This is a genomic window from Methylobacterium sp. 17Sr1-1 (assembly GCF_003173775.1).
Classification (GTDB): domain Bacteria; phylum Pseudomonadota; class Alphaproteobacteria; order Rhizobiales; family Beijerinckiaceae; genus Methylobacterium.
In genome coordinates this window covers 503,370-524,064 of the sequence record NZ_CP029552.1, presented here as the reverse complement: position 1 = coordinate 524,064, position 20,695 = coordinate 503,370, and the positions used below count along the sequence as shown (strand labels likewise).

General features: G+C 70.6%; 20 protein-coding genes. 10 read left to right on the top strand and 10 right to left on the bottom strand.

The genetic code is table 11. From position 1 onward, the window contains the following. The first annotated feature begins 38 nt into the window (after positions 1 to 38). From rseP to lpxB, 7 genes are all read left to right on the top strand, one after another. Entirely contained in the window at positions 39 to 1,199 is a 1,161-nt protein-coding gene (gene rseP / locus DK412_RS02420) for an RIP metalloprotease RseP (protein WP_109970642.1), read from the top strand. 419 nt (positions 1,200 to 1,618) lie between these two features. After that, entirely contained in the window at positions 1,619 to 4,138 is a 2,520-nt protein-coding gene (bamA, locus tag DK412_RS02415) for an outer membrane protein assembly factor BamA (protein WP_109970641.1), read from the top strand. A 178-nt stretch (positions 4,139 to 4,316) separates the two neighbouring features. Continuing rightward, positions 4,317 to 5,372: a UDP-3-O-(3-hydroxymyristoyl)glucosamine N-acyltransferase gene (gene lpxD / locus DK412_RS02410; RefSeq protein WP_109975013.1), complete on the top strand. Its 1,056-nt coding sequence runs from the start codon at positions 4,317 to 4,319 to the stop codon at positions 5,370 to 5,372. A 127-nt stretch (positions 5,373 to 5,499) separates the two neighbouring features. Beyond that, on the top strand, positions 5,500 to 5,964 hold the full coding sequence (gene fabZ / locus DK412_RS02405; RefSeq protein WP_048434935.1) for a 3-hydroxyacyl-ACP dehydratase FabZ: 465 nt from the start codon (positions 5,500 to 5,502) through the stop codon (positions 5,962 to 5,964). Then, positions 5,961 to 6,779 (top strand): acyl-ACP--UDP-N-acetylglucosamine O-acyltransferase, encoded by an 819-nt coding sequence (gene lpxA, locus DK412_RS02400; RefSeq protein ID WP_109970640.1) that lies wholly within the window; start codon positions 5,961 to 5,963, stop codon positions 6,777 to 6,779. Before fabZ ends, lpxA begins: the two co-directional genes overlap by 4 nt. Before the next feature lie 13 nt (positions 6,780 to 6,792). Further along, positions 6,793 to 7,692: a UDP-2,3-diacylglucosamine diphosphatase LpxI gene (gene lpxI / locus DK412_RS02395; protein WP_109970639.1), complete on the top strand. Its 900-nt coding sequence runs from the start codon at positions 6,793 to 6,795 to the stop codon at positions 7,690 to 7,692. Continuing rightward, positions 7,689 to 8,909, top strand: coding sequence for a lipid-A-disaccharide synthase (gene lpxB / locus DK412_RS02390; RefSeq protein ID WP_245447392.1), 1,221 nt, complete (start codon positions 7,689 to 7,691; stop codon positions 8,907 to 8,909). The genes lpxI and lpxB overlap by 4 nt, the downstream gene beginning before the upstream one ends. On the opposite strand, the gene DK412_RS02385 is transcribed toward lpxB, so the two are convergent. Continuing rightward, a complete protein-coding gene (locus tag DK412_RS02385) occupies positions 8,860 to 9,387 on the bottom strand; it encodes a redoxin family protein (protein WP_109970638.1) in 528 nt (175 codons plus the stop codon). The two genes, lpxB and DK412_RS02385, sit on opposite strands and share 50 nt — an antisense overlap. Before the next feature lie 384 nt (positions 9,388 to 9,771). Between DK412_RS02385 and DK412_RS02380 the strand changes: the two genes are divergently transcribed. Continuing rightward, complete coding sequence (locus tag DK412_RS02380; RefSeq protein ID WP_109970637.1) at positions 9,772 to 11,394, top strand: hybrid sensor histidine kinase/response regulator; 1,623 nt, start codon at positions 9,772 to 9,774, stop codon at positions 11,392 to 11,394. A gap of 54 nt (positions 11,395 to 11,448) precedes the next feature. On the opposite strand, the gene DK412_RS02375 is transcribed toward DK412_RS02380, so the two are convergent. Both DK412_RS02375 and DK412_RS02370 read right to left on the bottom strand, forming a co-directional pair. Then, positions 11,449 to 12,306: a GNAT family N-acetyltransferase gene (locus DK412_RS02375; protein WP_162596076.1), complete on the bottom strand. Its 858-nt coding sequence runs from the start codon at positions 12,304 to 12,306 to the stop codon at positions 11,449 to 11,451. Positions 12,307 to 12,618: 312 nt separating this feature from the next. Next, the gene (locus DK412_RS02370) at positions 12,619 to 13,536 is read right to left on the bottom strand and encodes a hypothetical protein (protein ID WP_109970635.1); all 918 of its coding nucleotides are present in this window, start codon (positions 13,534 to 13,536) and stop codon (positions 12,619 to 12,621) included. Between the two features lie 317 nt (positions 13,537 to 13,853). Between DK412_RS02370 and DK412_RS29925 the strand changes: the two genes are divergently transcribed. Then, the gene (locus tag DK412_RS29925; protein ID WP_162596075.1) at positions 13,854 to 14,018 is read left to right on the top strand and encodes a hypothetical protein; all 165 of its coding nucleotides are present in this window, start codon (positions 13,854 to 13,856) and stop codon (positions 14,016 to 14,018) included. A 159-nt stretch (positions 14,019 to 14,177) separates the two neighbouring features. Here the strand turns inward: DK412_RS29925 and DK412_RS02365 are convergent, their stop codons facing one another. The 3 genes from DK412_RS02365 to DK412_RS02355 all read right to left on the bottom strand — a co-directional run bounded on the left by DK412_RS02365 (position 14,178) and on the right by DK412_RS02355 (position 17,127). Further along, positions 14,178 to 14,735 carry a cyclase dehydrase gene (locus DK412_RS02365; protein WP_245447391.1) on the bottom strand — a complete coding sequence of 186 codons (558 nt, stop codon included), beginning with the start codon at positions 14,733 to 14,735 and terminating at the stop codon, positions 14,178 to 14,180. A 41-nt stretch (positions 14,736 to 14,776) separates the two neighbouring features. Continuing rightward, positions 14,777 to 15,949 carry a zinc-dependent alcohol dehydrogenase gene (locus DK412_RS02360; protein WP_109970633.1) on the bottom strand — a complete coding sequence of 391 codons (1,173 nt, stop codon included), beginning with the start codon at positions 15,947 to 15,949 and terminating at the stop codon, positions 14,777 to 14,779. A 260-nt stretch (positions 15,950 to 16,209) separates the two neighbouring features. Continuing rightward, positions 16,210 to 17,127 carry a 50S ribosomal protein L11 methyltransferase gene (locus DK412_RS02355; RefSeq protein WP_109970632.1) on the bottom strand — a complete coding sequence of 306 codons (918 nt, stop codon included), beginning with the start codon at positions 17,125 to 17,127 and terminating at the stop codon, positions 16,210 to 16,212. Positions 17,128 to 17,352: 225 nt separating this feature from the next. On the opposite strand from DK412_RS02355, the gene DK412_RS02350 reads away from it, so the two are divergent. Further along, positions 17,353 to 17,610, top strand: a complete 258-nt coding sequence (locus tag DK412_RS02350; protein ID WP_109970631.1) for a hypothetical protein — start codon at positions 17,353 to 17,355, stop codon at positions 17,608 to 17,610. A gap of 78 nt (positions 17,611 to 17,688) precedes the next feature. Here DK412_RS02350 and DK412_RS02345 read toward each other — a convergent pair whose 3' ends face one another. The 4 genes from DK412_RS02345 to DK412_RS02330 all read right to left on the bottom strand — a co-directional run bounded on the left by DK412_RS02345 (position 17,689) and on the right by DK412_RS02330 (position 20,679). Then, positions 17,689 to 18,465, bottom strand: coding sequence for an SDR family oxidoreductase (locus DK412_RS02345; protein ID WP_109975011.1), 777 nt, complete (start codon positions 18,463 to 18,465; stop codon positions 17,689 to 17,691). Between the two features lie 392 nt (positions 18,466 to 18,857). After that, positions 18,858 to 19,418, bottom strand: coding sequence for a YceI family protein (locus DK412_RS02340; protein WP_109970630.1), 561 nt, complete (start codon positions 19,416 to 19,418; stop codon positions 18,858 to 18,860). Positions 19,419 to 19,430: 12 nt separating this feature from the next. Next, positions 19,431 to 20,021, bottom strand: a complete 591-nt coding sequence (locus DK412_RS02335) for a cytochrome b (RefSeq protein ID WP_109975010.1) — start codon at positions 20,019 to 20,021, stop codon at positions 19,431 to 19,433. Positions 20,022 to 20,064: 43 nt separating this feature from the next. Then, positions 20,065 to 20,679 carry a YceI family protein gene (locus DK412_RS02330; RefSeq protein ID WP_245447390.1) on the bottom strand — a complete coding sequence of 205 codons (615 nt, stop codon included), beginning with the start codon at positions 20,677 to 20,679 and terminating at the stop codon, positions 20,065 to 20,067. Between the last annotated feature and the right edge of the window lie 16 nt (positions 20,680 to 20,695).

The following is a 20,695-nucleotide window of genomic DNA, read 5'->3' as shown; positions in this document are numbered from 1 at the left end:
GGGCCAGGGAGGGCCCGCCGCGCCGCATCGAGGTGACCATGGATCTGCTCAACGTCGTCGGCGGCGCGACGACGAACCTGCTCGGCTACATCGTGCCGTTCCTGTTCGTCCTCACCGTCGTGGTGTTCATCCACGAGATGGGCCATTTCCTGGTCGGGCGGTGGTGCGGCGTCGGGGTGACGAGCTTCTCGATCGGCTTCGGGCCCGAGATCGTCGGCTTCAACGACCGCCGCGGCACGCGATGGAAGCTGTCGGCGATCCCGCTCGGCGGCTACGTCAAGTTCGTCGGCGACATGAACGGGGCCAGCGTGCCGGATGCGGACGCGATGGCGCGCATGAACCCGGCCGACCACGCGATCAGCTTCCACGCCCAGAACGTCTGGAAGCGGGTCGCCATCGTGGCGGCGGGGCCGATCGCGAACTTCCTCCTCGCGATCGCGGTCTTCGCCGGCGCCGTCTACGCCACCGGCCGCTACGAGGTGGCGCCCCGGGTCTCGGCGGTGCAGGCCGGCAGCGCGGCCGACCGGGCCGGCTTCCAGGCCGGCGACGTGGTGCTGACGATCAACGGCAGCCCCATCGCCAACTTCGCCGACATGCAGCGCACCGTCTCGGGCGCCGCCGGCGACCGGCTCGACTTCACGGTCGAGCGCGGCGGGGTCACCACCCCGCTCACCGCGACGCCGGACGTCTACGAGGACAAGACCCCGTTCGGCACCCAGCGCATCGGGCGGCTCGGCATCCAGGGCCCGCGCGACGCCGCCGACGTGAAGCTGGTGCACTACGGCGCGCTCGATTCGCTGAAGATCGGCGTCTACGAGACCTACTTCGTCGTCGACCGCACCTTCAGCTACATCGGCAAGCTGGTCACGGGGCGCGAATCCGCCGACCAGCTCTCGGGGCCGATGGGCATCGCCCGGGTCTCGGGGCAGGCCGCCAAGGTCGGCGGCATCGGGGCGCTCGTCGGGCTGATCGCGGTCCTGTCGGTGTCGATCGGGCTCATCAACCTGTTCCCGGTGCCGATGCTCGATGGCGGCCACCTGATGTTCTACGCCGTCGAGATCGTGCGCGGCCGCCCCTTGAGCGAGCGGGCGCAGGAGATCGGCTTCCGCATCGGCCTCGCCCTGGTGCTGATGCTGATGCTGTTCGCGACCTGGAACGACATCCTGCACATCGGCGCCGCGTTCAACCGCGGCACCTGACACGATCTCCGCATCGCGAACGCGATCCGACAGGATCGCCTGAAGCGATCAATCGGAGATCGATGACATCCCCTACCCCTCCGGAAGCCCTCTTCCACAGGCCGGCGAGAGCCGCCCGCACCGCGCGGGCGGCTCTTTTCGTGGATGCCGTCAATTTTCTTAAAATGCGTGCCATTCCGGGCCGTTGGCCCAGCTGAGTCGTTCATCGCGCGCTGACTCTGACCGGCGAAAGGCTTGGATGGCGCCCGTGACCGGAAGGCAACGTGTGGGCAAAATCCCCTTCGGCCGGGAGCGTGGCGTTTGCTTCGCCGGGGATTCCCGATAGAAGCGAGGCTAGGACCAGGGGCCTTCGCACTCGCGAGAGGGTGATCGTCCGCGGGTGTGAATCCGCGCCGGTAAAAAATGAGACGGGCCATTTGATGATGTCGATGACGGGTAAGCGCCGGCGTGCGTCGGCGAGAGGCGCCATTGTCATGGCCGCCACCATCGCCGCCAGCGGCAGCGCCTTCGCGCAGCAGATCGTCGTTCAGGGCAACAGCCGGATCGACGCAGAGACGGTCCGTTCCTACGTGGTCGGCGTGTCGCCCGAGGAGGGCCGCCGCAACCTGATCGCCAGCGGGATGTTCTCCGACGTGCGCGTGGCGCACAATGGCGGGCGCATCGTCGTGTCGGTGCGCGAGAACAACACGATCAACCGCGTCTTCTTCGAGGGCAACAAGAAGGTCGAGAAGGGCACGCTCGAGAGCGTCGTCGAGTCGAAGGCGCGCGGGCCCTACAGCCAGGCGACGATCAACTCCGACCTCGAGCGTATCCGCGAGGTGTACCGCCGGGCCGGCCGCGGGTCGGCCAAGATCTCGGTGCGCACGGTCGACCTGCCGAACGGCCGCGTCGACGTCGTCTACACCATCGACGAGGGTGACAAGACCGGCGTCAAGGAGATCCGCTTCGTCGGCAACCAGGTCTACTCGGACGGCCGGCTGAAGGACCTGATGACGCTGTCGGAGATGAACCTCCTCAGCTTCGTCAAGACCTCGGACGTCTACGATCCCGACCGGCTCGCCAACGACCTCGACCTGATCCGGCGCTACTACCTGAAGAACGGCTACGCCGACTTCCGGGTCGCCTCGGCCGATTCGCGCTTCGACGACGCCGCCGGCGGCTGGATCATCACCATCACGGTCGAGGAAGGCCAGCAGTACCGCGTCGGCGCGGTCTCGGTCGATTCCCGCATCCCGGGCGTCGACGGCACGGTGCTGCGCGACGAGCTGCGTACCGGCGTCGGCGACGTCTACAACGCCGAGGACGTCGAGAAGACGCTCACCGGCGTCACCACCTCGGTCGCCCGCGCCGGCCACCCCTTCGCGCAGGTCCGCCCGACCGGCGAGCGTGACCGCGCCACCGGCACCGTCGCCCTCGGCTACATCGTCGAGGACGGCCCGAAGGTCTACATCGAGCGCATCAACGTGCGCGGCAACACCCGCACCCGCGACTACGTCGTGCGGCGCGAACTCGACCTCACCGAGGGCGACGCCTACAACCGCGTGCTGGTCGACCGGGCCGAGCGCCGCCTGAACGGCCTCGGCTTCTTCAAGAAGGTGCGGTTCTCCAACGAGCCCGGCTCCGCCCCCGACCGCGTCGTCGTCAACATTGACGTCGAGGATCAACCGACCGGCTCGTTCTCGGTCGCCGGCGGCTACTCGACGGCGGACGGGATCATCGGCGAGGTCTCGGTCTCGGAGTCGAACTTCCTCGGCCGTGGCCAGTATGTCCGCCTCGCCGGCACCGCCGGTCAGTACACCCGCGGCGTCGACTTCTCGTTCACCGAGCCGTACTTCCTCGGCTACCGCCTGGCGGCCGGCTTCGACGTCTTCAACAAGTACAGCGACCAGACCCGCTACTCGCGCTACGTGACCGACGTGGTCGGCGGCCAGCTCCGTCTCGGCCTGCCGATCACCGAGGAGTTCGGCATCACGCTGCGCTACTCGATCTACAACACCGACCTGAAGATCCCGAACACGTTGAAGCGGCCGTACAACGACTGCTCGTTCCCGATCGCCGGCTACACGGCAGTGAACGCGACCGGTCAGGCGCTCTATCCGAACTGTGCCTATGACGGCGAGGCCTCGATCGCCCTCAAGGAAGCGGTTGGCTCGACGCTGACCTCGCTCGCCGGCGTCACCCTGGCCTATTCGACCCTCGACAACCTGCAGCTGCCGCGCAACGGCTTCTACGGCGAGGTGAAGCCCGAATATGCCGGTCTCGGCGGCGACTCGAAGTTCTTCCGCGTCACCGGCGAAGGCCGGTACTACAAGGAGCTGTGGGAGGACGTCGTCGGCTTCGTGAAGTTCCAGGGCGGCCACATCCTGCCGACCGAGGGTAACTCGCTTCGCGTCACCGACCAGTTCTTCCTCGGCCCGTCGCTGGTGCGCGGCTTCGCGCCGAACGGCATCGGCCCGCGCGACGTCGGCTCGGGCGACGCCCGCTCGAACGCGATCGGCGGCACGACCTATGTCGGCGCCTCGGTCGAGGTGCAGTTCCCGATCTGGGGTCTGCCTCGCGACCTCGGCCTGAAGGGCGCGGTCTTCGCCGATGCCGGTACGCTGTTCGGCTACAAGGGCCGGCGCGCCTTCGACGTCAACGGCGACGGCTTCATCAACGGCTTCAGCCCGGTCGGCGGCTGCAACTTCTCCGCCATCGGAGCGAACGCGATCACGGTCGAGCCGGAATGCGTGAACGTCCGCGACAAGCAGACGATCCGCTCGTCGGTCGGCGCCTCGATCCTGTGGAACTCGCCGCTCGGCCCGATCCGCTTCGACTACGCCTACGCTCTCAGCAAGGACGAGGGCCAGAAGGTCTTCGGCGCCGACGGCACCTATTACGGCAGGGTCGGCAAGGACCAGACGCAGGCCTTCCGCTTCTCGGGCGGCTCGCGCTTCTAATCCACCCGGGGGCGCAGCCGGCGCCCCCGTTTCGACCGACGGCCGCGGCGCGTGCAGCTCCGCGGCCGTTTTCGTTTGTGCCCTCCGCCCCGACCGGTTAGTCCGGGCGCCCTCCCCTCGACGGGAGGATGGCGGTCCGGCTCGAGCCGGCCCGCCGGGGCTCAGGCGGATGCAGGCGATGTCGGAACCGGTCTTCTTTCCCCTCGCGGGTCCCGTCTCCTTGCGCGAGGTCGCGGCACTCTCCGGCGCGGCGCTGCCGGCGGGCATCGACGGCGAGGCGACGATCCGCGCTGCCGCCCCCCTCGAGAGCGCCGGTCCCGACGACCTCGCCTACATGGACAATGCCAAGTACGCCGACGCGCTCGGCGCCACCCGGGCGCGCGCCTGCCTCGTCACCCCGCGCTTCGCCGCCCGGGTGCCGGAGGGCACGGTCGCCCTCGTGACGCCGCAAGCCTACCGGGGCTTCGCGACGGTCCTGGCCCGGCTGTTTCCGAGCGCCGCCCGCCCGACCTCGCTCTTCGGCGCCACCGGCGTGTCGCCGGGCTCCTTCGTCCACCCGACCGCCCGGCTCGAACCCGGGGTGGTGGTCGATCCCGGCGTGGTGATCGGGCCCGAGGCCGAGATCGGCGCCGAGACGGTGCTGGCGGCGGGCTGCGTGATCGGCCCGCGGGTGCGGATCGGCCGGGGCTGCGCCATCGGGCCCAACGCCTCGGTGCTGCACGCCTTCTTAGGGAACCGGGTGATCGTCCATGGCGGCGCCCGCATCGGCCAGGACGGGTTCGGCTTCGCCATGGGGCTGGGCGGCCACCTCAAGGTGCCGCAGGTCGGCCGCGTCATCATCCAGGACGACGTCGAGATCGGCGCCAACACCACCATCGACCGGGGCGCCAGCCGCGACACGGTTGTGGGCGAGGGCACCAAGATCGACAACCTGGTGCAGATCGCCCACAACGTCGTCATCGGCCGCCACTGCGTGATCGTCGCCCAGGTCGGCATCTCGGGCTCGACGACGCTCGAGGATTACGTCGTGCTCGGCGGCCAAGTCGGGGTGGTGGGCCACCTGCGCATCGGCATGGGCGCCCAGATCGCCGGATCGAGTAACATCAACAAGGACGTGCCGGCGGGCGCCCGCTGGGGTGGCACGCCGGCCAAGCCCGTGCGCGAGTGGTTCCGCGAGATGACGACGCTCAAGAACCTCGCGGCGCGTGCCCGCGACGAGGGCGGCGAGGGCTGAGGCCGCGGAGCGAGGGCGGTCCGCCGCGCTCCCGCCGCAAATCGCTTGCATCCGCGCCGCTTCTCGCCAAAGACGGCGCACCGACGACCGGATCACGTCCGGGGCAGCCATGAGGGAGCCTGACACCATGACCGAGATGCCTGCCGAGCTGGGTACGGCCGACATCCTGCGGGTGATGGAGCTGCTGCCCCACCGCTACCCGTTCCTGATGATCGACAAGATCGTGCAGATCGACCGGGACGAGAGCTGCATCGGCATCAAGAACGTCACGATCAACGAGCCGCACTTCACCGGCCACTTCCCGGCCGCCCCGGTCTTTCCCGGCGTTCTGCTGATCGAGGGCATGGCCCAGACCGCCGGCGCGATCTGCTGCGCCCACAAGCTCAAGGGCGACGCCAAGCCGAGCAAGGTCTTCTTCATGACCATCGACAAGGCGAAGTTCCGCAAGCCGGTCGTGCCGGGCGACGTGGTCGAGTACCACATGCGCAAGACCAGCAACCGCCGCTTCATGTGGTGGTTCAAGGGCGAGGCCAAGGTGAACGGCGTGCTGGTGGCCGAGGCCGAGATCGGCGCGATGCTGGTGACGGAATGAGCGACGTGGCCGAAACCCGGATCCATCCGAGCGCGGTGGTCGAGGACGGCGCGGTGATCGGCGCCGGCGTCGAGATCGGCCCGTTCTGCCATGTCGGGCCGCAGGCCGTGCTCGGGGACGGGGTGCGGCTGGTCAGTCACGTCGCGGTGGCGGGCCGCACCACGGTCGGGCCGCGCACCCGGATCTACCCCTTCGCGTCGATCGGCCATCCGCCGCAGGACCTGAAGTTTCGCGGCGAGGACTCGACCCTGACGATCGGCGCCGATTGCCAGATCCGCGAGGGCGTGACGATGAATCCCGGCACCGCCGGCGGCGGCCTCGCCACGGTGGTGGGCGATGGGTGCGCCTTCCTCGCCAACAGCCATGTCGGCCACGATTGCCGAGTCGGCAACCACGTCGTGTTCTCCAACAACGTGATGCTGGCCGGTCACTGCCAGGTCGGCGACTACGCGATCCTCGGCGGCGGCGCGGCGGTGATCCAGTTCGCCCGGGTCGGCGCGCATGCCTTCGTCGGCGGCCTGTCGGGGCTGGAGAACGACCTGATCCCCTACGGCATGGCGGTGGGCAACCGCGCCCACCTGTCGGGGCTCAACATCATCGGGCTGCAGCGCCGCGGCTTCTCCCGCGAGGAGATCCATGCGCTCCGCAAGGCCTATCGCCTGCTCTTCGCCCTCGAAGGCACGCTGATGGAACGGGTCGAGGACGTGGCGACGGAGTTCGACCAGCACCCGATCGTGCAGGAGATCCTCGCCTTCATCCGCGAGGGCGGCAAGCGCTCGGTCTGCACGCCGCGCGAGGCACCGGGGCCCGCGTGACGAGTCCCGCCTGATGGCCGCCGCGGCGGCGCGGCCTTCGACCGCGACGGGCCCGGTCGCGATCGTGGCCGGGGCCGGCCGGCTGCCGCTCCTCATCGCCGCCTCCCTCGATCGGGCCGGGCGCTCCTGTCGCGTGCTGGCGATCCGGGGCTTCGCCGATCCGGCGACGCGACGGCGGGCCGACGCCACGGTCGACCTCCTCGACGTGCGTGGCGCCCTCGACACCTTGGCCGCCTGGGCGCCCGCCGGGGTGACGCTGGCCGGCGCCGTGGCGCGGCCGAGCCCGGCCGCCCTCCTCAACACCCTAGCCGCCTACCGCAACCGGGAGACCCTGCGCTCGCTGGCGTCGGGCGGCGACGACCACCTGCTGCGCGGCGTGCTGGCGCTCTTGGAGGAGCACGGGTTGCAGGTGCTCGGCGTGCGCGACCTCGCGCCGAACCTGATGGCGCCTCAGGGCCGTCTCGGGGCCCGCGAGCCGGACGAGGCGGCGGAGGCCTCGGTCGCGGCCGGGCGGGCGCTGCTCGCCAGCCTGTCGCCGCACGATGTCGGCCAGGCCGCCGTGGTGGCGAGCCGTCGCGTGCTCGCGGTCGAGGGGCCGGAGGGCACCGACCGGATGCTGGCCCGCGCCCGGACGCTCGCCCGCCGCCCCTTCGGCCTCGGGCGCCCGCCCGCCGGGATGGTGCTCGTCAAGCGCGCGAAGGACGGCCAGGACCTGCGCGTCGACCTTCCGGCGATCGGCCCCCGCACGGTCCAGCGCGCGGCGGAGGCGGGCTGCCTCGGCATCGCGGTCGGGGCCGGCGACACCCTGGTGCTCGACCGGGCGGAGACGGTGGCGCTCGCCGACCGGCTCGGCCTCTTCCTCCTCGGTCTGCCCCCTGATCCTTTGCCGCCCGATCCGGAGCCCGCCCGTTGAGCGCGCATCCCGACACCGAACGTCCGCTCACCGTGTGGCTGGTGGCCGGCGAGGAATCCGGCGACCAGCTCGGCGCCAAGCTGATCCGCTCCCTGCGCGCCCTCTCCGACCGGCCGCTCGTCCTCGCCGGCGTCGGCGGCGATGCGATGGCGGCCGAGGGGATGGCGTCGCTGTTTCCGCTCGAGGACGTGGCGGTGATCGGCTATCTCGCGGTCGCGGCGCGCATCCGCCTCCTGATGCGCCGCATCCGCCAGACCGTGCGGGCCTGCGTGGCGGCCCGTCCCGACGTGCTCGTCATCATCGACAGCCCGGGCTTCACCCACGCGGTGGCGAGCCGGGTGCGCCGGCAGGTGCCGGACCTCCCCGTGGTCGATTACGTCAGCCCGAGCGTCTGGGCCTGGCGTCCGTGGCGGGCGAAGACCATGCGCGGCTACATCGACCACGTGCTCGCCCTGCTGCCGTTCGAGCCCGACGCCCATCGCCGCCTCGGCGGCCCGGCCTGCACCTATGTCGGCCACCCGCTGATCGAGCGCTTGGGCGACCTGCGGCCCGGCCCCGGCGAGGTCGCTTCCCGCCAAGGCCCCTCCCCGGTGCTCGCGGTGCTGCCGGGCTCGCGCCGCTCCGAGATCGAGCGGCTGATGCCGATCTTCGGCGCGACGCTGGCGCGCGTTCAGGCGCAGGGCCACGCCTTCACGGTCGAGCTGCCGGCGGTGACGCGCCACCGCGCCCTGATCGAGCGCCTCTCCGCCTCCTGGCCCGTGCGCCCGCGCCTGATCGACGGTGAGGCCGCCAAGCTCGCGACCTTCCGGCGGGCCCGCGCGGCGCTCGCCGCCTCCGGCACGGTGACCCTCGAACTGGCGCTTTCCGGCGTGCCGATGGTGGTGGCCTACCAGGTGCCGAAGATCGAGGAGGTGATCGTGCGCCGCCTGATCCAGGTGCCGACGATCGTGCTGCCGAACCTGATCCTGGGCGAGAACGCGATCCCCGAGCTGATCCAGGCCGAGTGCACGCCTGAGCGGCTCGCGGCGGCGCTGAGCCCTCTCCTGCCCGAGGGCCCGGCCCGGGCAGCGCAGGAGGCGGCGCTCGCCCGCCTCGACGCCACGATGCGGCTGCCCGACGGCGACGACCCGAGCCGCAGCGCCGCCCGGATCGTGCTGGCGGCGGCGTCTACCGGCTCTTCAGAGAGTCGAGCATCATCCCGGCCTCCGAGACCATGAGGCCGATGCCGGGCGGATCATCGCGAAAGCCGGGCTCGACGAACATCTTCCGGATCGTGCCGTCCTCGACGTGCATCGCGTAGCGCCAGCTGCGCATCCCCATGCCCTGGCGGCCGCGCCTGACCAGCATGCCCATCTGGCGCGTGAAATCGGCATTGCCGTCGGGCAGCATGAACACCTTCTCGATGCCCTTGGATTTGGCCCCCTGGACCATCACGAAGGCGTCGTTGACCGACAGGCAGACCACCTGGTCGATGCCGAGAGCGGCAAAATCGTCGGCGTGCTGCTCGTAGCCCGGCAGGTGGTCGTCGGAGCAGGCCGGGGTGAAGGCGCCGGGGAGCGCGAACGGCACGATGTTGCGGCCGCCGAACACCTCGGCGGAGGTGAGCTCCTTCCACGCGAACGGGTTGGGGCCGCCGAGGGCCTCGTTCCTGACGCGGATGTGGAAGGTCACGTCCGGGACGGTGACGGGCCGCATCGAAACCTCGCAGGCAAGCGAAACGGGCGCCACGAACCTGGCCCCGCGGCCGGTTCACCGCCACGGCAAACATCGTCCGGGATGCGGGACGAATCCGGGGCGGGGGCGAGGCCGGACCACCCGCCCTCCGGCTCTGTTCGATCGCAGACGAGGCGGACATCCGGGACTGTGCCGACCACGTCGTCCGAGACGAGACCGGTCCTCTCGGGCCGTCACTTCTCGCATCCATTCGTTCCGGGGCACCGCCGCGGCAAAGTCGCGCTGCCGGAAATCGTGCACTATCCTTTGGGGTCAGTTGATCTTCGCGGTCGGTGCCTATCTGATCGCGGGTGACCGAGGCCGGACCGCGTGCCGCGTGGCTCAGAAGCGGCATGGAGGTATCGGATGGCGGACATATCGGAGAAGCCGGATCTCGGCGGCCTCGGGCCCGCCGTCACCTCGCGCGGCCCGCGCGCCGTGCACGACACCCATTCGGACATCTTCTTCGCCGCCGTCGAGACGACGCGGATGCCGATGATCGTGACCGATCCGCATCAGCCGGACAACCCGATCGTCTTCGCCAACCAGGCCTTCCTGCGCATGACCGGCTACCGTCCGGAGGAGCTGGTCGGTACCAATTGCCGCTTCCTGCAAGGTCCCGAGACGGACCGCGAGACGGTGTCGGAGGTCCGCCGCGCCATCGCCGAGCGAAAGGAGATCGCGACCGAGATCCTGAACTACCGCAAGGACGGCTCGACCTTCTGGAACGCGCTGTTCATCTCGCCGGTCTACGACAAGAAGGGCGAGCTGGTCTATTTCTTCGGCTCGCAGCTCGACGTGTCGCGCCGGCGCGACGCCGAGCAGGCCCTGCACCAGGCCCAGAAGATGGAGGCGCTCGGCCAGCTCACCGGCGGCATCGCGCACGACTTCAACAATCTGCTCCAGGTCATCAGCGGCTACACCGACGTGGTGCTGGCGCTCGCCGAGCATCCGAAGATCGACGCGAGCCGGCTGACGGGCGCGGGCGAGGCGATCCGCGCCGCGACCGACCGGGCGGCGCGCCTCACCCACCAGCTCCTCGCCTTCGCCCGCAAGCAGCGCCTCGACGGCCGGGCGCTCAACCTCAACACCCTCGTGCGCGGCATGAACGAGATCACCGGGCGCACGCTGGGCGACCACGTCGTGGTGAAGACCGAACTCGCGCCCGACCTGTGGAACTGCCGCATCGATCCGACGCAGACCGAGGTGGCCCTGCTCAACGTGCTGCTCAACGCCCGCGACGCGATGCCGGGCGGCGGCACGGTGACGATCAAGACCGAGAACATCACCATCGACGATGAGATGGCCCTGCTGCTGCTGGTGCGGCCGGGGCCCTACGCGGTGGTGCAGATGCAGGATACCGGCCTCGGCATGCCGCCGGAGATCCTGGCGCGGGTGATGGAGCCGTTCTTCACCACCAAGGAGGAGGGGCGCGGCACGGGCCTCGGCCTCGCCATGGTTTACGGCTTCGCCAAGCAATCCGGCGGCACGGTGCGGATCACCTCCGAGATCGGCCAGGGCACGACCGTGCGCCTGCTCTTCCCGGCGACCGATCAGGCCGTCGCGACCGAGCGCCGCCCGGCCCCGCGGGCCGCCGACCGCACCGGCAGCGAGACGATCCTGGTGGTCGACGACCGCCCGGACGTCGCCGCCACGGCAAAGGTGATCCTGGAGGATTTCGGCTACACGGTGCTCGTCGCCCACGGCGCCCTGGAGGCGCTCGACCTCCTCGACAACAGCGGCAAGATCGACCTTCTGTTCTCCGACCTGATCATGCCCGGCGGCATGAACGGCGTGCTGCTGGCCCGCGCCGCCCGCGAGCGCCAGCCGCGGATCAAGGTGCTGCTGACCACCGGCTACGCCGAGGCCTCGATCGAGCGTACAGATGCCGGCGGCAGCGAGTTCGAGATCATCAACAAGCCGTACCGGCGGATGGAGCTGGCGCGGCGGGTGCGGCTGACGCTCGATGGGCCGACGGGGGTGGGGTAGCGCCCGGCCGCCGGCGCGAAGGCAGGCCCGGTACGAGTCCCGGGCCCGTCCGGTTCAAAGCGTCTTCGCCAGATAAACGCCGACCCCGCCGCGGAACGGCTCCTCACGCTCGACGGTAAAGCCCGCCCGCCGGTAGAAATCGACGTTGCCGGCGAAGGCCTGGTTCGTGGCAAGCCTGACCGCCGGGTGCCCGAGCGCCCGCGCGACGTCCTCGGCGTGACGCAGCATCCGGCGACCGAGCCCCCGCCCGTGATGGGCGGGCGAGACCGCGAGGTTCTCGATCCAGAGGTGATCGGCGCGCGGGACCATCTCGACCAGGGCGACGAGCGCGCCGTCCCGCTCGAGCAGGTCGAAGCGGTGCGTGCGAACCGCGAGCGCGTAATCGGCGGTCATCGGCACGGGCTCGCGGCCGATGACCGGGACCCACTTCGCATAAGCCGCCTTCACCAGCGCCGCGATCCTGGGCACGTCCTCCTTCGTGGCCGCGCGCAGCCGGCCGGGCTCGCGTCCCGCCGGATCGGCCGCGACGGCCGTCACCTCGACCTCGACCAGCGCGTCCAGCCGCGCCAGGCCCGCGACGACGAGGACGGTGACGGCGGCGGGCGCGTCGGACGCCCAGCGCGCCCGGCGCACCTGGCCGAGCACCGGCAAATCGCCGCTGCGGGTCAGGAAGAAGGTCGCTTTCGCGACGTCCGGCAGCCCCAGGCCGGCCGCGTCGAGCAGCGCCTCGACGTTGTCCATCGCCTGGCCCAGCTGGTCCGCGAAATCCTCGTGCATCCGCCCGTCCGGCGCGACGCCGAACTGCCCGGAAACAAAGAGGGTGCGGCCGGCCGGCGCCGCGCGGGCATGGGTGTAGATCGTGCGGAACGGCTCGGGCACGGTCCAGATTGTCGACGGGTTGAGAGTCGTCACGGTCATTCGCTCGGCTTTCGAGCCCCGGCCCCGAGGAATCGGGCTCCACCGCACGGGGCAGGTGAGGCCCCGCCGCGCCCACGGCCGCGAGGCTCGGGAGGACGCGATGTCGGTGTGGGGTGCCGAGCGAGCGGCGCGCGGGGCCGCTCTAGCTGGCTCGGAGCGACACGCCCCTGTCCCGCCGACCGCGTCGAACGCGGCGTCGGCCTCGGACGATCATCGTCGGGACGGTCTGGCTCATGCCATCATGCTAGCGGCCGCCTCCCGCTGCGGCAACCGAAACCTGTCGCGACCTCCCCGATCCGTCGCGTGTCAAAAATTGTAGCCGACGCGCAGGCGCATCTGGTGCCGGTCGAAGCTCGACAGGTCGAGGGGCCCCGGCTCGTCCGCCGCCCGGCCGGCGACCTGGAAGCTCCAGGTGAACGAGACCCAGGCCTGCGGCGAGAGGGTCGTATAGAGCGTCGGCCCGAGATAGACCGCCTCCCCGGCGAGCCGGCCGAGCGCCAAGCCCTCGTAGGTCCGGGCGTAGCGCGCCTCGGCCCCGGCGAAGAGGCCGGGCCGGACCTGGTAGGACAGGGCGGCGGCTGCCTCGATGCCCGATCCGCGGACCTGTTCGTCCAAGGCGCCGAGCCGCGTCGCAGCAAAGGCGAAGCCGAGATTCACCGCGGCGACCAGCTTGCCGGGGATCAGCTCGCGGTCGGCCAGGAGGCCGATGTCCGTCCCGAAGCTGCGCGCGGACGCGCCCGAGCCGCCATCGACGGTGCCGTAGGCGGGCACGATGCTGAGCGTGAGACCGAACGGCGCGGTGCGGCGGTCGAGCAGGCGCAGGCGGGTCTCGAGGAAGCCGCCGTTGAAACCGCCCGTGGTGCGGGCGGGGGAGCCGGCGGCGCCGATGTCGTAGGCGTTGAAGGTGATGCCCGGCGCGAGGCGGAAGTCGTTCGTCAGCGGCACCTTCAGGGCGAGGCCGCTATCGACGGCGAGGAAGCGGCCGAGGCGCTTGCCGAGCCGTCCGCTCGTCTCCCATTCCAACTCCGCCTCACCCGGCACGCCGAGGTCGCTGCCCTCTGTAAAGCCGAACAGATGCTCGCTGTCGATGTCGCCGGGGGTCAGGTTCTCGGCGGCTGTGGGAAGGGACTGGGCATGGGCGCGATGAACGCTCTGCCCGGTCGCCAGACAGGCCAGGACGAGGGCGGCAGCGCCGGGCGGGACGGGGGAACGGACAAGGCGCATCGCAACGGCTCATCATTATAGCTAATGCTATAACTGATAGGGCAGACCATTTCGTGCGTCAACGGCGTCGATCCGGCCGAGACCGTGGGTGCGGGCGGACCGGCGGGTGACCGCGAGGGTACTTCGCCAAGCAGGTTCGCCCGCCGGCCATGGTTCATTAGCAAGTTCCGTCCAGTCCCCTGCGACACCGTACGCGTACCGGCGGAATGTCGCGCTCGGTCCCGTACAGTCGTACGATTCGCCCAGGAACCTCCCATCCGGTCATATGTTATTGAAACACTCAACGCGGCACGCCGCAGATCACGGGAGATACAAACATGGCGGACAAGAAGCAGCAGTCTCAGTCGCACAATACTGACGACAACACCCGCCACAATCACAAGAACCCGGATGCGCCGAACCAGGGCACCGTGCAGCATTCGGATGACGGCCGACTGAAGGAGAACCGCGACAAGGGCATCCATCGCGGCGACAAGGAGTAAGGGTTTCCCCGATGGGGATGGGGGCCGCCGCGAGGCGGCCCTTTCTCGTTTGGCGCAACGGACCAGCAATCCTCCATCGTCATCCCGGGGCCCCGTAGCGGTACCCGGGATGACGTCGAGGAGTGCTGGTTCGACTGGTCAGGCGATCCGAGCCGGGGCTCACGCCGCCGGCCGGCCGTCGCGCCAGGGGCGCAGCGGGCCGGGAATGCGGAAGTCCCGCGGTACCGCGAAGTCGCGGGCGGCGCCGTGGGCGGCGGCGAGGCCGCGGGGGAAGCCGCTGCGGTTGTGGTACTCGTAGGAGCCCCGCGGGGCCGGGCGCTTGTCGGCCGTAAGACCCTGGACGCAGACGATGTCGGCGAGCGTCACGCCTGCCACCGCCGCGGTGGCGAGAGCCAGGGTGCCGGCGCGGGGGTTGTCGCCCTCGAAGCCGGTCGCCAGGGTGGCGAGGTCGAGGGCGTCGCCCGCGACCCGGCCCCAGATCCACGGGGTGGGGTCGTGGCTCATCAGGATCGCGGCGCCGGTGGCGACCTCGCGGGCGCCGTAGGCCTGGATCAGGGCCTCCCGGCCCTCGAGGCCGAGCGCTCGGCACAGGGCTCGGGGCGCCAGGATCTCGGCGAGGCCGAGGCCGATCGAGAACCAGCCGAGGCCGCGGGCGAGGGCGTCGTGCGCGGACCGGGAGCGGGGATCGACCGTGCGCTTCATGGCTCGATTGCTCATGGCTCGATTGCTCATGGCTCGATTGCTCATGGCTGGAGTGCTCATGGCCGGATCATCACCTTGATGCAGCCGTCCTGCTTGTCCCGGAACGTCCGGTACATCTCCGGCCCCTGCTCCAGCCCCACCGTGTGGGTGATGACGAAGGACGGGTCGATCTGCCCGTCCTCGATCCGCCGCAGGAGGTCGTCGGTCCAGCGGTTGACGTGGGTCTGGCCCATCCGGAAGGTCAGGCCCTTGTTCATCGCCGCGCCGAACGGCACCTTGTCGATCAGGCCGCCGTAGACGCCGGGGATCGACAGCACGCCGGCCGGGCGGCAGACCATGATCATCTGGCGCAGGACGTGCGGCCGGTCGCTCTCCAGCATCACCGCCTGCTTGGCCCGGTCGTAGATCGCGTCGAGCGAGGAGGTGGCATGCGCCTCCATCCCGACCGAGTCGATGCACTTCTCCGGTCCCTTGCCGTCGGTCATGTCGTTGAGCTTGGCGACGACGTTGGACTCCTCGTCGAGATTGATCGTCTCGGCGCCGCCGGCCCGCGCCATGGTGAGGCGCTCCGGCACCCGGTCGATGGCGATGACCCGCCGGGCGCCGAGCAGGATCGCCGAGCGGATCGCCATCTGGCCGACCGGGCCGCAGCCCCAGATCGCCACGGTGTCCTCCGGCTGGATGTCGCACTGCACCGCCGCCTGCCAGCCGGTCGGGAAGATGTCGGAGAGGAAGAGGAGCTTCTCGTCCGGGATGCCCTTGGGCACCTTGATGTGGGTGGCGTCGGCGAAGGGGACCCGCAGGTACTCGGCCTGACCGCCGGCATAGCCGCCGGTGAGGTGGGTGTAGCCGAACAGGCCCGCGGTGGTGTGGCCGAAGGCGGTCTCGGCGAGCGTCTTGTTGCGGTTGGTGCGCTCGCAGACCGAGAAGTTGCCGCGCTTACATTGGTCGCACTGGCCGCAGATGATGGTGAACGGCACCACGATCCGGTCGCCGACCTTGAGCGCCTTGTTGTCCCGCCCGACCTCGACCACCTCGCCCATGGTCTCGTGGCCCATGATGTCGCCCGACTTCATGCCCGGCATGAAGTGGTCGTAGAGGTGCAGGTCGGAGCCGCAGATGGCGCAGGAGGTCACCTTGATGATCGCATCGCGCCCGTCCTCGATCGTCGGATCGGGGACCGTGTCGCAGCGGATATCCGCAGTGCCGTGCCAGACGAGGGCCTTCATCGCTGATCGTCTCCGGGGCTCGTCGTGCCGCGGAGGACCGGGATTGGCCGTTTCGCGCGCACGGACCGCCGGCCGGCCGGGATGCTCATACTCCCTACCGGTAGACGGCGATGCCCGGACAACCGATCAGCGCAAGGGCTGTTCCGTGAGGTTCGCGGGGCTCGGCGCGGACTTTCCCGAGACGGGCTCGCGCCTCAGCGCGGACTATCCTGGAACGGGCTCGCGCCTCAGCGCGGACTCTCCTGGAACGGGCTCGCGCCTCAGCGCGGCCTGGACGCGGCGCCGCCGCGGCGCAGCTCCAGGGTGGCCCAGCCCTCGATCACGCGGCGCCGGCGCAGGCGGAAGCCTTGCGCGGCATAGGCCGAGAGCACGCCGGGCACGTCGCGGGGGATCAGGCCGGAGAGCACCAGGGTGCCGTCGGTCGCCACCGCGCGGGCGAGGCTCGGCGCCAGCCGGGTCAGCGGCCGGGCCAGGATGTTGGCGAAGACGAGGTCGAAGGCGCGGGTGTGGCGAGCGAGCGGGTGGCGCAGGCCCGGCGCCTCGTAGAAGGCCATCAGGTTGGCCAGGCCGTTGAAGGCGGCGTTGGTCCGCGCGGTCGCCACCGCCTCCGGGTCGAGGTCGCCGGCGACGACCGGCGTGTGCAGCAGGCGCGCGGCGGCGAGCCCCAGGATGCCGGTGCCGGTGCCGACATCGAGGATGCGGTGGGGCCGGCGGCGCTTCACCTCGTCGACGAGGGCCAGCAGGCAGCCGAGCGTGGTGCCGTGATGCCCGGTGCCGAAGGCGAGGGCCGCCTCGATCTCGATCGGCAGGTCGTTCGGCTGCACCCGCCCGCGGTCGTGCGAGCCGTGGACCAGGATGCGCCCGGCCCGCACGGGCTTCAGCCCTTCCAGCGAGGCGCGGACCCAGTCCTGCTGGTCGATCGCCGCGAAGGTGGCCTCGTCGGCGGCGTCGCCGAGAATCGGGCGGATCAGCTCGCGCACCGCCTCCTCGTCGGGCTCCTCGGAGAAGTAGGCCTCCAGGTGCCAGGACTTGCCGTCCTCGGCCTCGAAGGCCGCGACCGCGGTCTCGGTCGGGTCGAACACCTCGCCGATCAGGTCGGTCATGGCGCGGGCCGCGCGCTCGTTCGTGTCGAGACGCAGCACGTGGGTCGGGCGATGGGGCGGCAGGCCTTCGAGCATGCCTGGCGCCATAGCATCCGCGCCGCCCGCCGTCACCGCCCCGTCACGCCCGCGCGGCATCTCTCTGGCCAGCCGAATCGCCCCGCCGGCCCCAACCGGTGTGGCAACGGCGACACAGTCGGCCTGTCGCTGGGGAACCCTCATCCACCGCCGTGGAACCGGCGCAGCGAGTCGGCGTTCTTAGCGGCGCCGGTCGCCAGAAGCCGGCCGTTGAAGGATCGTACGATGCGTACCCGAGTTCGCGAGCAGGTCCGGCCGGATGCGTCCGCCGCCCCGGCTCAGACTCCCGTGCGGGACCTTCCCGTCCTGCGGGACACCACCACTTCGCGCGCGGCCGCACCTTGGCGCCGCGCGGCGCCGCTCACTGCCGAGGATACGGCCCTGCCGGGTCGCATGCTCATGCTGCTCAGCCGGCTGCACCGGAACGAGATGCAGCGGATCGCCGACTTGGAAGCGGCGGCCCCATCGCAGCAGGGCACCTGAGCGCGCCCTGCGCCTCCCATGGCTTCGGGTGATCGCGTGGCGATCTCCCGGAGCCGTCGATCCGGATGGGACCGGGTGTCACGCCCCCAGGCGCGAGCCCAGACGGGCATCCGGCACGTAGCCGCGGTTCCAGGTCGGGCTGATCACCACCTCGTTCAGGCAGACGTGCTTCGGGCGCGTGGCCACGAACAGGATCAGCGCCGCCATGTCGTCGGGCTGGAGCATGCGGGCCCGGTCCTCGGGCGTCACCGGCACCGGGCGCTTGTCGAGGATCGGGGTCGCGACCTCGGCCGGGCACAGCACCGTCGAACGGATGCCGTTGACGCATTCCTCCATGTTGATGCTGTGGCTCATCGCCACGACCGCGTGCTTGGCCGCCGTGTAGGCCGGCCCGCTCACCGGGCTGACGAACCGCCCGGCCCAGGAGGCGGTGTGGATCAGGACACCGTCGCCCTGCCGGCGCATCAGCGGCAGCACGGCGAGCGAGGCGTAGAAGGCGCTCGACAGGTTGGCCTGGATCACGTCCTGCGCGCCCTGCGGCGACAGGGCGTCCCAGCGCCGCTCGCGCACGTTGCTGCCGGCATTGCTCACCAGCACATCCAGCCGGCCGAACCGCGACGCGATGCCCTCCACGATGGCCGCGATGCGGGCCGCATCGGTGACGTCGCCGGGCTCGACCACGGCCTCGCCTCCGGATTCCGCGATGCGCGCGGCCAGCGCCCGCAGCGGCTCCTCCCGCCGCCCGGTCAGCACCACCCGGGCGCCCGCCCCGGCGAGGGCCAGAGCCGCCGCCTCGCCGATGCCGCTGCCCGCGCCCGTCACCCAGGCGACCTTGCCGGCCAGATCCTGCGCCATGTTCTGGGCCATGTCCCGTCTCCTCCCGCTCGGCGGCACCCTTGCGCCCGTTCACCGGGCCGGGCCGTCCATCCGGCTTGTCTGCCAAGGTACGACGGCGTCGCGCAAGAGCGATGATCGGGATTGCGGGACACCGATCGTCCGGGAGGGCCGCCTTCGGGAGGGGGATGCGGCTCGGAGCCATTTGATGGGCCTCTACCGACTTATCACCCTCCGGGTCATTCCGGGGCCGCGTAGCGGAGCCCGGAATCCAGAACCGCAGGTCGTTCAGGAGGAAGCGGAACGACCACAGCCCTGTTCGGCATCACCTGAGTGTCTGGATTCCGGGCTCCGCTACGCGGCCCCGGAATGACCCGGAGGATGCCAATTCAGTCGAGACTGTCGAGACAGCCTCACCCGCCCGACTTGGCGCTCGCCGTCAGGTCGATATCCACCCCGACCTGCAGGGCGACCATCGAATCGTTGGCCCACGAACCCTGGCCGACGCCGTAATCGGTGCGCACGAGGTCGAGATGGCCGACCGCGTGGGCGGTGCCGCCCGAGACGGTGAGGCGGAACGGCAGGGTCACGTCCTTGCGCATCCCGCGGATCGTCAGCGTGCCGACGGCGTCGTAGGCGTCGCCGCCCTTCGCGACGAAGCGGGTCGCCTCGAAGCGGGCCTGCTTGTCCTTGGAGGCGTTGAACCAGTCGGCCTGCGGGAGGGCCTCGTCCCGCTGCTTGTCGCCGGTCTCGGCGCTGGTCAGGTCGATCAGCACCACGGCCTTGCCGGCCTCGGGCTTCTGCGGATCGAAGCTGATCTGCGCGTCGTAGCGGGTGAAGCGGCCCTTGAACGGCGCACCGACCTGGGTGCCGGAGAAGCCGATGCGGCTCTTGGCCGGATCGACGGTCCAGTCGGCGGCCTGCGCGGCGACCGGGACCGCGAGAAGGCCGAGAGCGAGGACGAGAGACTTCATCGCGAGGGAACCTTAAGGCTTCGGGCTGGGCCGCGGCACCAGGGGCAGCATCCGCCACAGGGTGTCGTCGCGCAGCGCGAGGTGGTGGCGCAGGGCTGCGCCGACATGCAGGACGAGGAGAGCCATCAGCAGCCAGGCGCCATAGCTGTGCACGAGCTTCAGCGCGCCCTCGACCGCCGCCTTGTTCGGCAATTCGGGCAGGACCGGCAGGTGCGGCCACGGGATCGTCCCGTAGAGCACCGTCGGGATGTTGTAGGGCGAGGCCGAGACCATCGCCCAGCCGACGAGCGGCATGGCGAGAAGCAGGCCGTAGAGCGCGAGATGCGCCAGATGCGCCGCCCGCCGCTCGGCCCGCGGCATCGCCTCGGGCAGCGGCGGCGGCCGGTGGAACAGCCGCCAGACGACGCGCACGACCATCAGCACCAGCACCGTGAGCCCGATGGACTTGTGCCACTGATAGAAGGCGAAGCGGTCCATCGGCGGGAGCGAGCCCCGCGTCATCGCGAGGCCCAGGGCCAGCAGGGCCAGGATGCCGAGGGCGATCAGCCAGTGCAGCACGATCGCGACGAGGGTGTAGCGACGGGGCGTCGCGACCGTGCGCATGGACATTGGGACCTTGGGAGCGGGACCTTCGGCTTCCGGGTGGTTAGTCCTTGCGCTCGAAGGCGCCGTTGAGGACGAGGTGGACCTCGTCGCTGACCGCCGGCACGAAGGCCTTCACGCCGAAGTCCGAGCGCTTGAGCGTGCCCTTGGCCTCGAAGCCGACGGTCTGCTTCTTGTTCATCGGGTTGGCGCCGGCGCCGACCAGGGTCACCTCGAGGGTCACGGGCTTGGTCACGCCGTGCAGGGTCAGGTCGCCGACGACCTTGGCCTTGTCCTTGCCCTCGGGCGTCACCTTGGTGGAGGTGAAGGTCATCTCCGGAAACTGGGCGACGTCGAGGAACTTGTCGCTCTTCAGCGAGTCCAGCATGTGCTGGCTCGGGGTGTAGAGCGACTTCACCGGGATGGTGACCTTCAGGCGGCTGTCGGCGGGCTTGGCCGGCTGCAGCTCCAGGGTACCGGAGACGTCCGAGAAGAGGCCCGTATACTGCGAGAAGCCGAAATGGTTGACGGTGAACACCGCCTGGGTGTGGCCGGGATCGACCACGTAGGTGCCTGCCGGGATCTGGGCGGGGTCGCGGGTCGCCGCCCCTTGAGCGCCGGCCGGGGCAGCGAGGGCGAGGCCGGCGACGAGGCCGAGAGCGAGGACGGACAGCTTCACGTGAACAACTCCGTGT

Coding starts and splice junctions, on each gene's coding strand:
- DK412_RS02370 (WP_109970635.1), bottom strand. CDS start 13,536: ATGCGCCTTGTCCGTTCCCCCGTCCCGCCCGGCGCTGCCGCCCTCGTC.
- DK412_RS02335 (WP_109975010.1), bottom strand. CDS start 20,021: ATGCGCACGGTCGCGACGCCCCGTCGCTACACCCTCGTCGCGATCGTG.
- bamA (WP_109970641.1), top strand. CDS start 1,619: ATGATGTCGATGACGGGTAAGCGCCGGCGTGCGTCGGCGAGAGGCGCC.
- lpxA (WP_109970640.1), top strand. CDS start 5,961: ATGAGCGACGTGGCCGAAACCCGGATCCATCCGAGCGCGGTGGTCGAG.
- DK412_RS29925 (WP_162596075.1), top strand. CDS start 13,854: ATGGCGGACAAGAAGCAGCAGTCTCAGTCGCACAATACTGACGACAAC.
- DK412_RS02365 (WP_245447391.1), bottom strand. CDS start 14,735: ATGAGCAATCGAGCCATGAAGCGCACGGTCGATCCCCGCTCCCGGTCC.
- DK412_RS02385 (WP_109970638.1), bottom strand. CDS start 9,387: ATGCGGCCCGTCACCGTCCCGGACGTGACCTTCCACATCCGCGTCAGG.
- DK412_RS02360 (WP_109970633.1), bottom strand. CDS start 15,949: ATGAAGGCCCTCGTCTGGCACGGCACTGCGGATATCCGCTGCGACACG.
- DK412_RS02350 (WP_109970631.1), top strand. CDS start 17,353: ATGCGTACCCGAGTTCGCGAGCAGGTCCGGCCGGATGCGTCCGCCGCC.
- lpxI (WP_109970639.1), top strand. CDS start 6,793: ATGGCCGCCGCGGCGGCGCGGCCTTCGACCGCGACGGGCCCGGTCGCG.
- DK412_RS02345 (WP_109975011.1), bottom strand. CDS start 18,465: ATGGCGCAGGATCTGGCCGGCAAGGTCGCCTGGGTGACGGGCGCGGGC.
- lpxD (WP_109975013.1), top strand. CDS start 4,317: ATGTCGGAACCGGTCTTCTTTCCCCTCGCGGGTCCCGTCTCCTTGCGC.
- rseP (WP_109970642.1), top strand. CDS start 39: ATGGATCTGCTCAACGTCGTCGGCGGCGCGACGACGAACCTGCTCGGC.
- DK412_RS02355 (WP_109970632.1), bottom strand. CDS start 17,127: ATGCTCGAAGGCCTGCCGCCCCATCGCCCGACCCACGTGCTGCGTCTC.
- fabZ (WP_048434935.1), top strand. CDS start 5,500: ATGACCGAGATGCCTGCCGAGCTGGGTACGGCCGACATCCTGCGGGTG.
- DK412_RS02340 (WP_109970630.1), bottom strand. CDS start 19,418: ATGAAGTCTCTCGTCCTCGCTCTCGGCCTTCTCGCGGTCCCGGTCGCC.
- DK412_RS02380 (WP_109970637.1), top strand. CDS start 9,772: ATGGCGGACATATCGGAGAAGCCGGATCTCGGCGGCCTCGGGCCCGCC.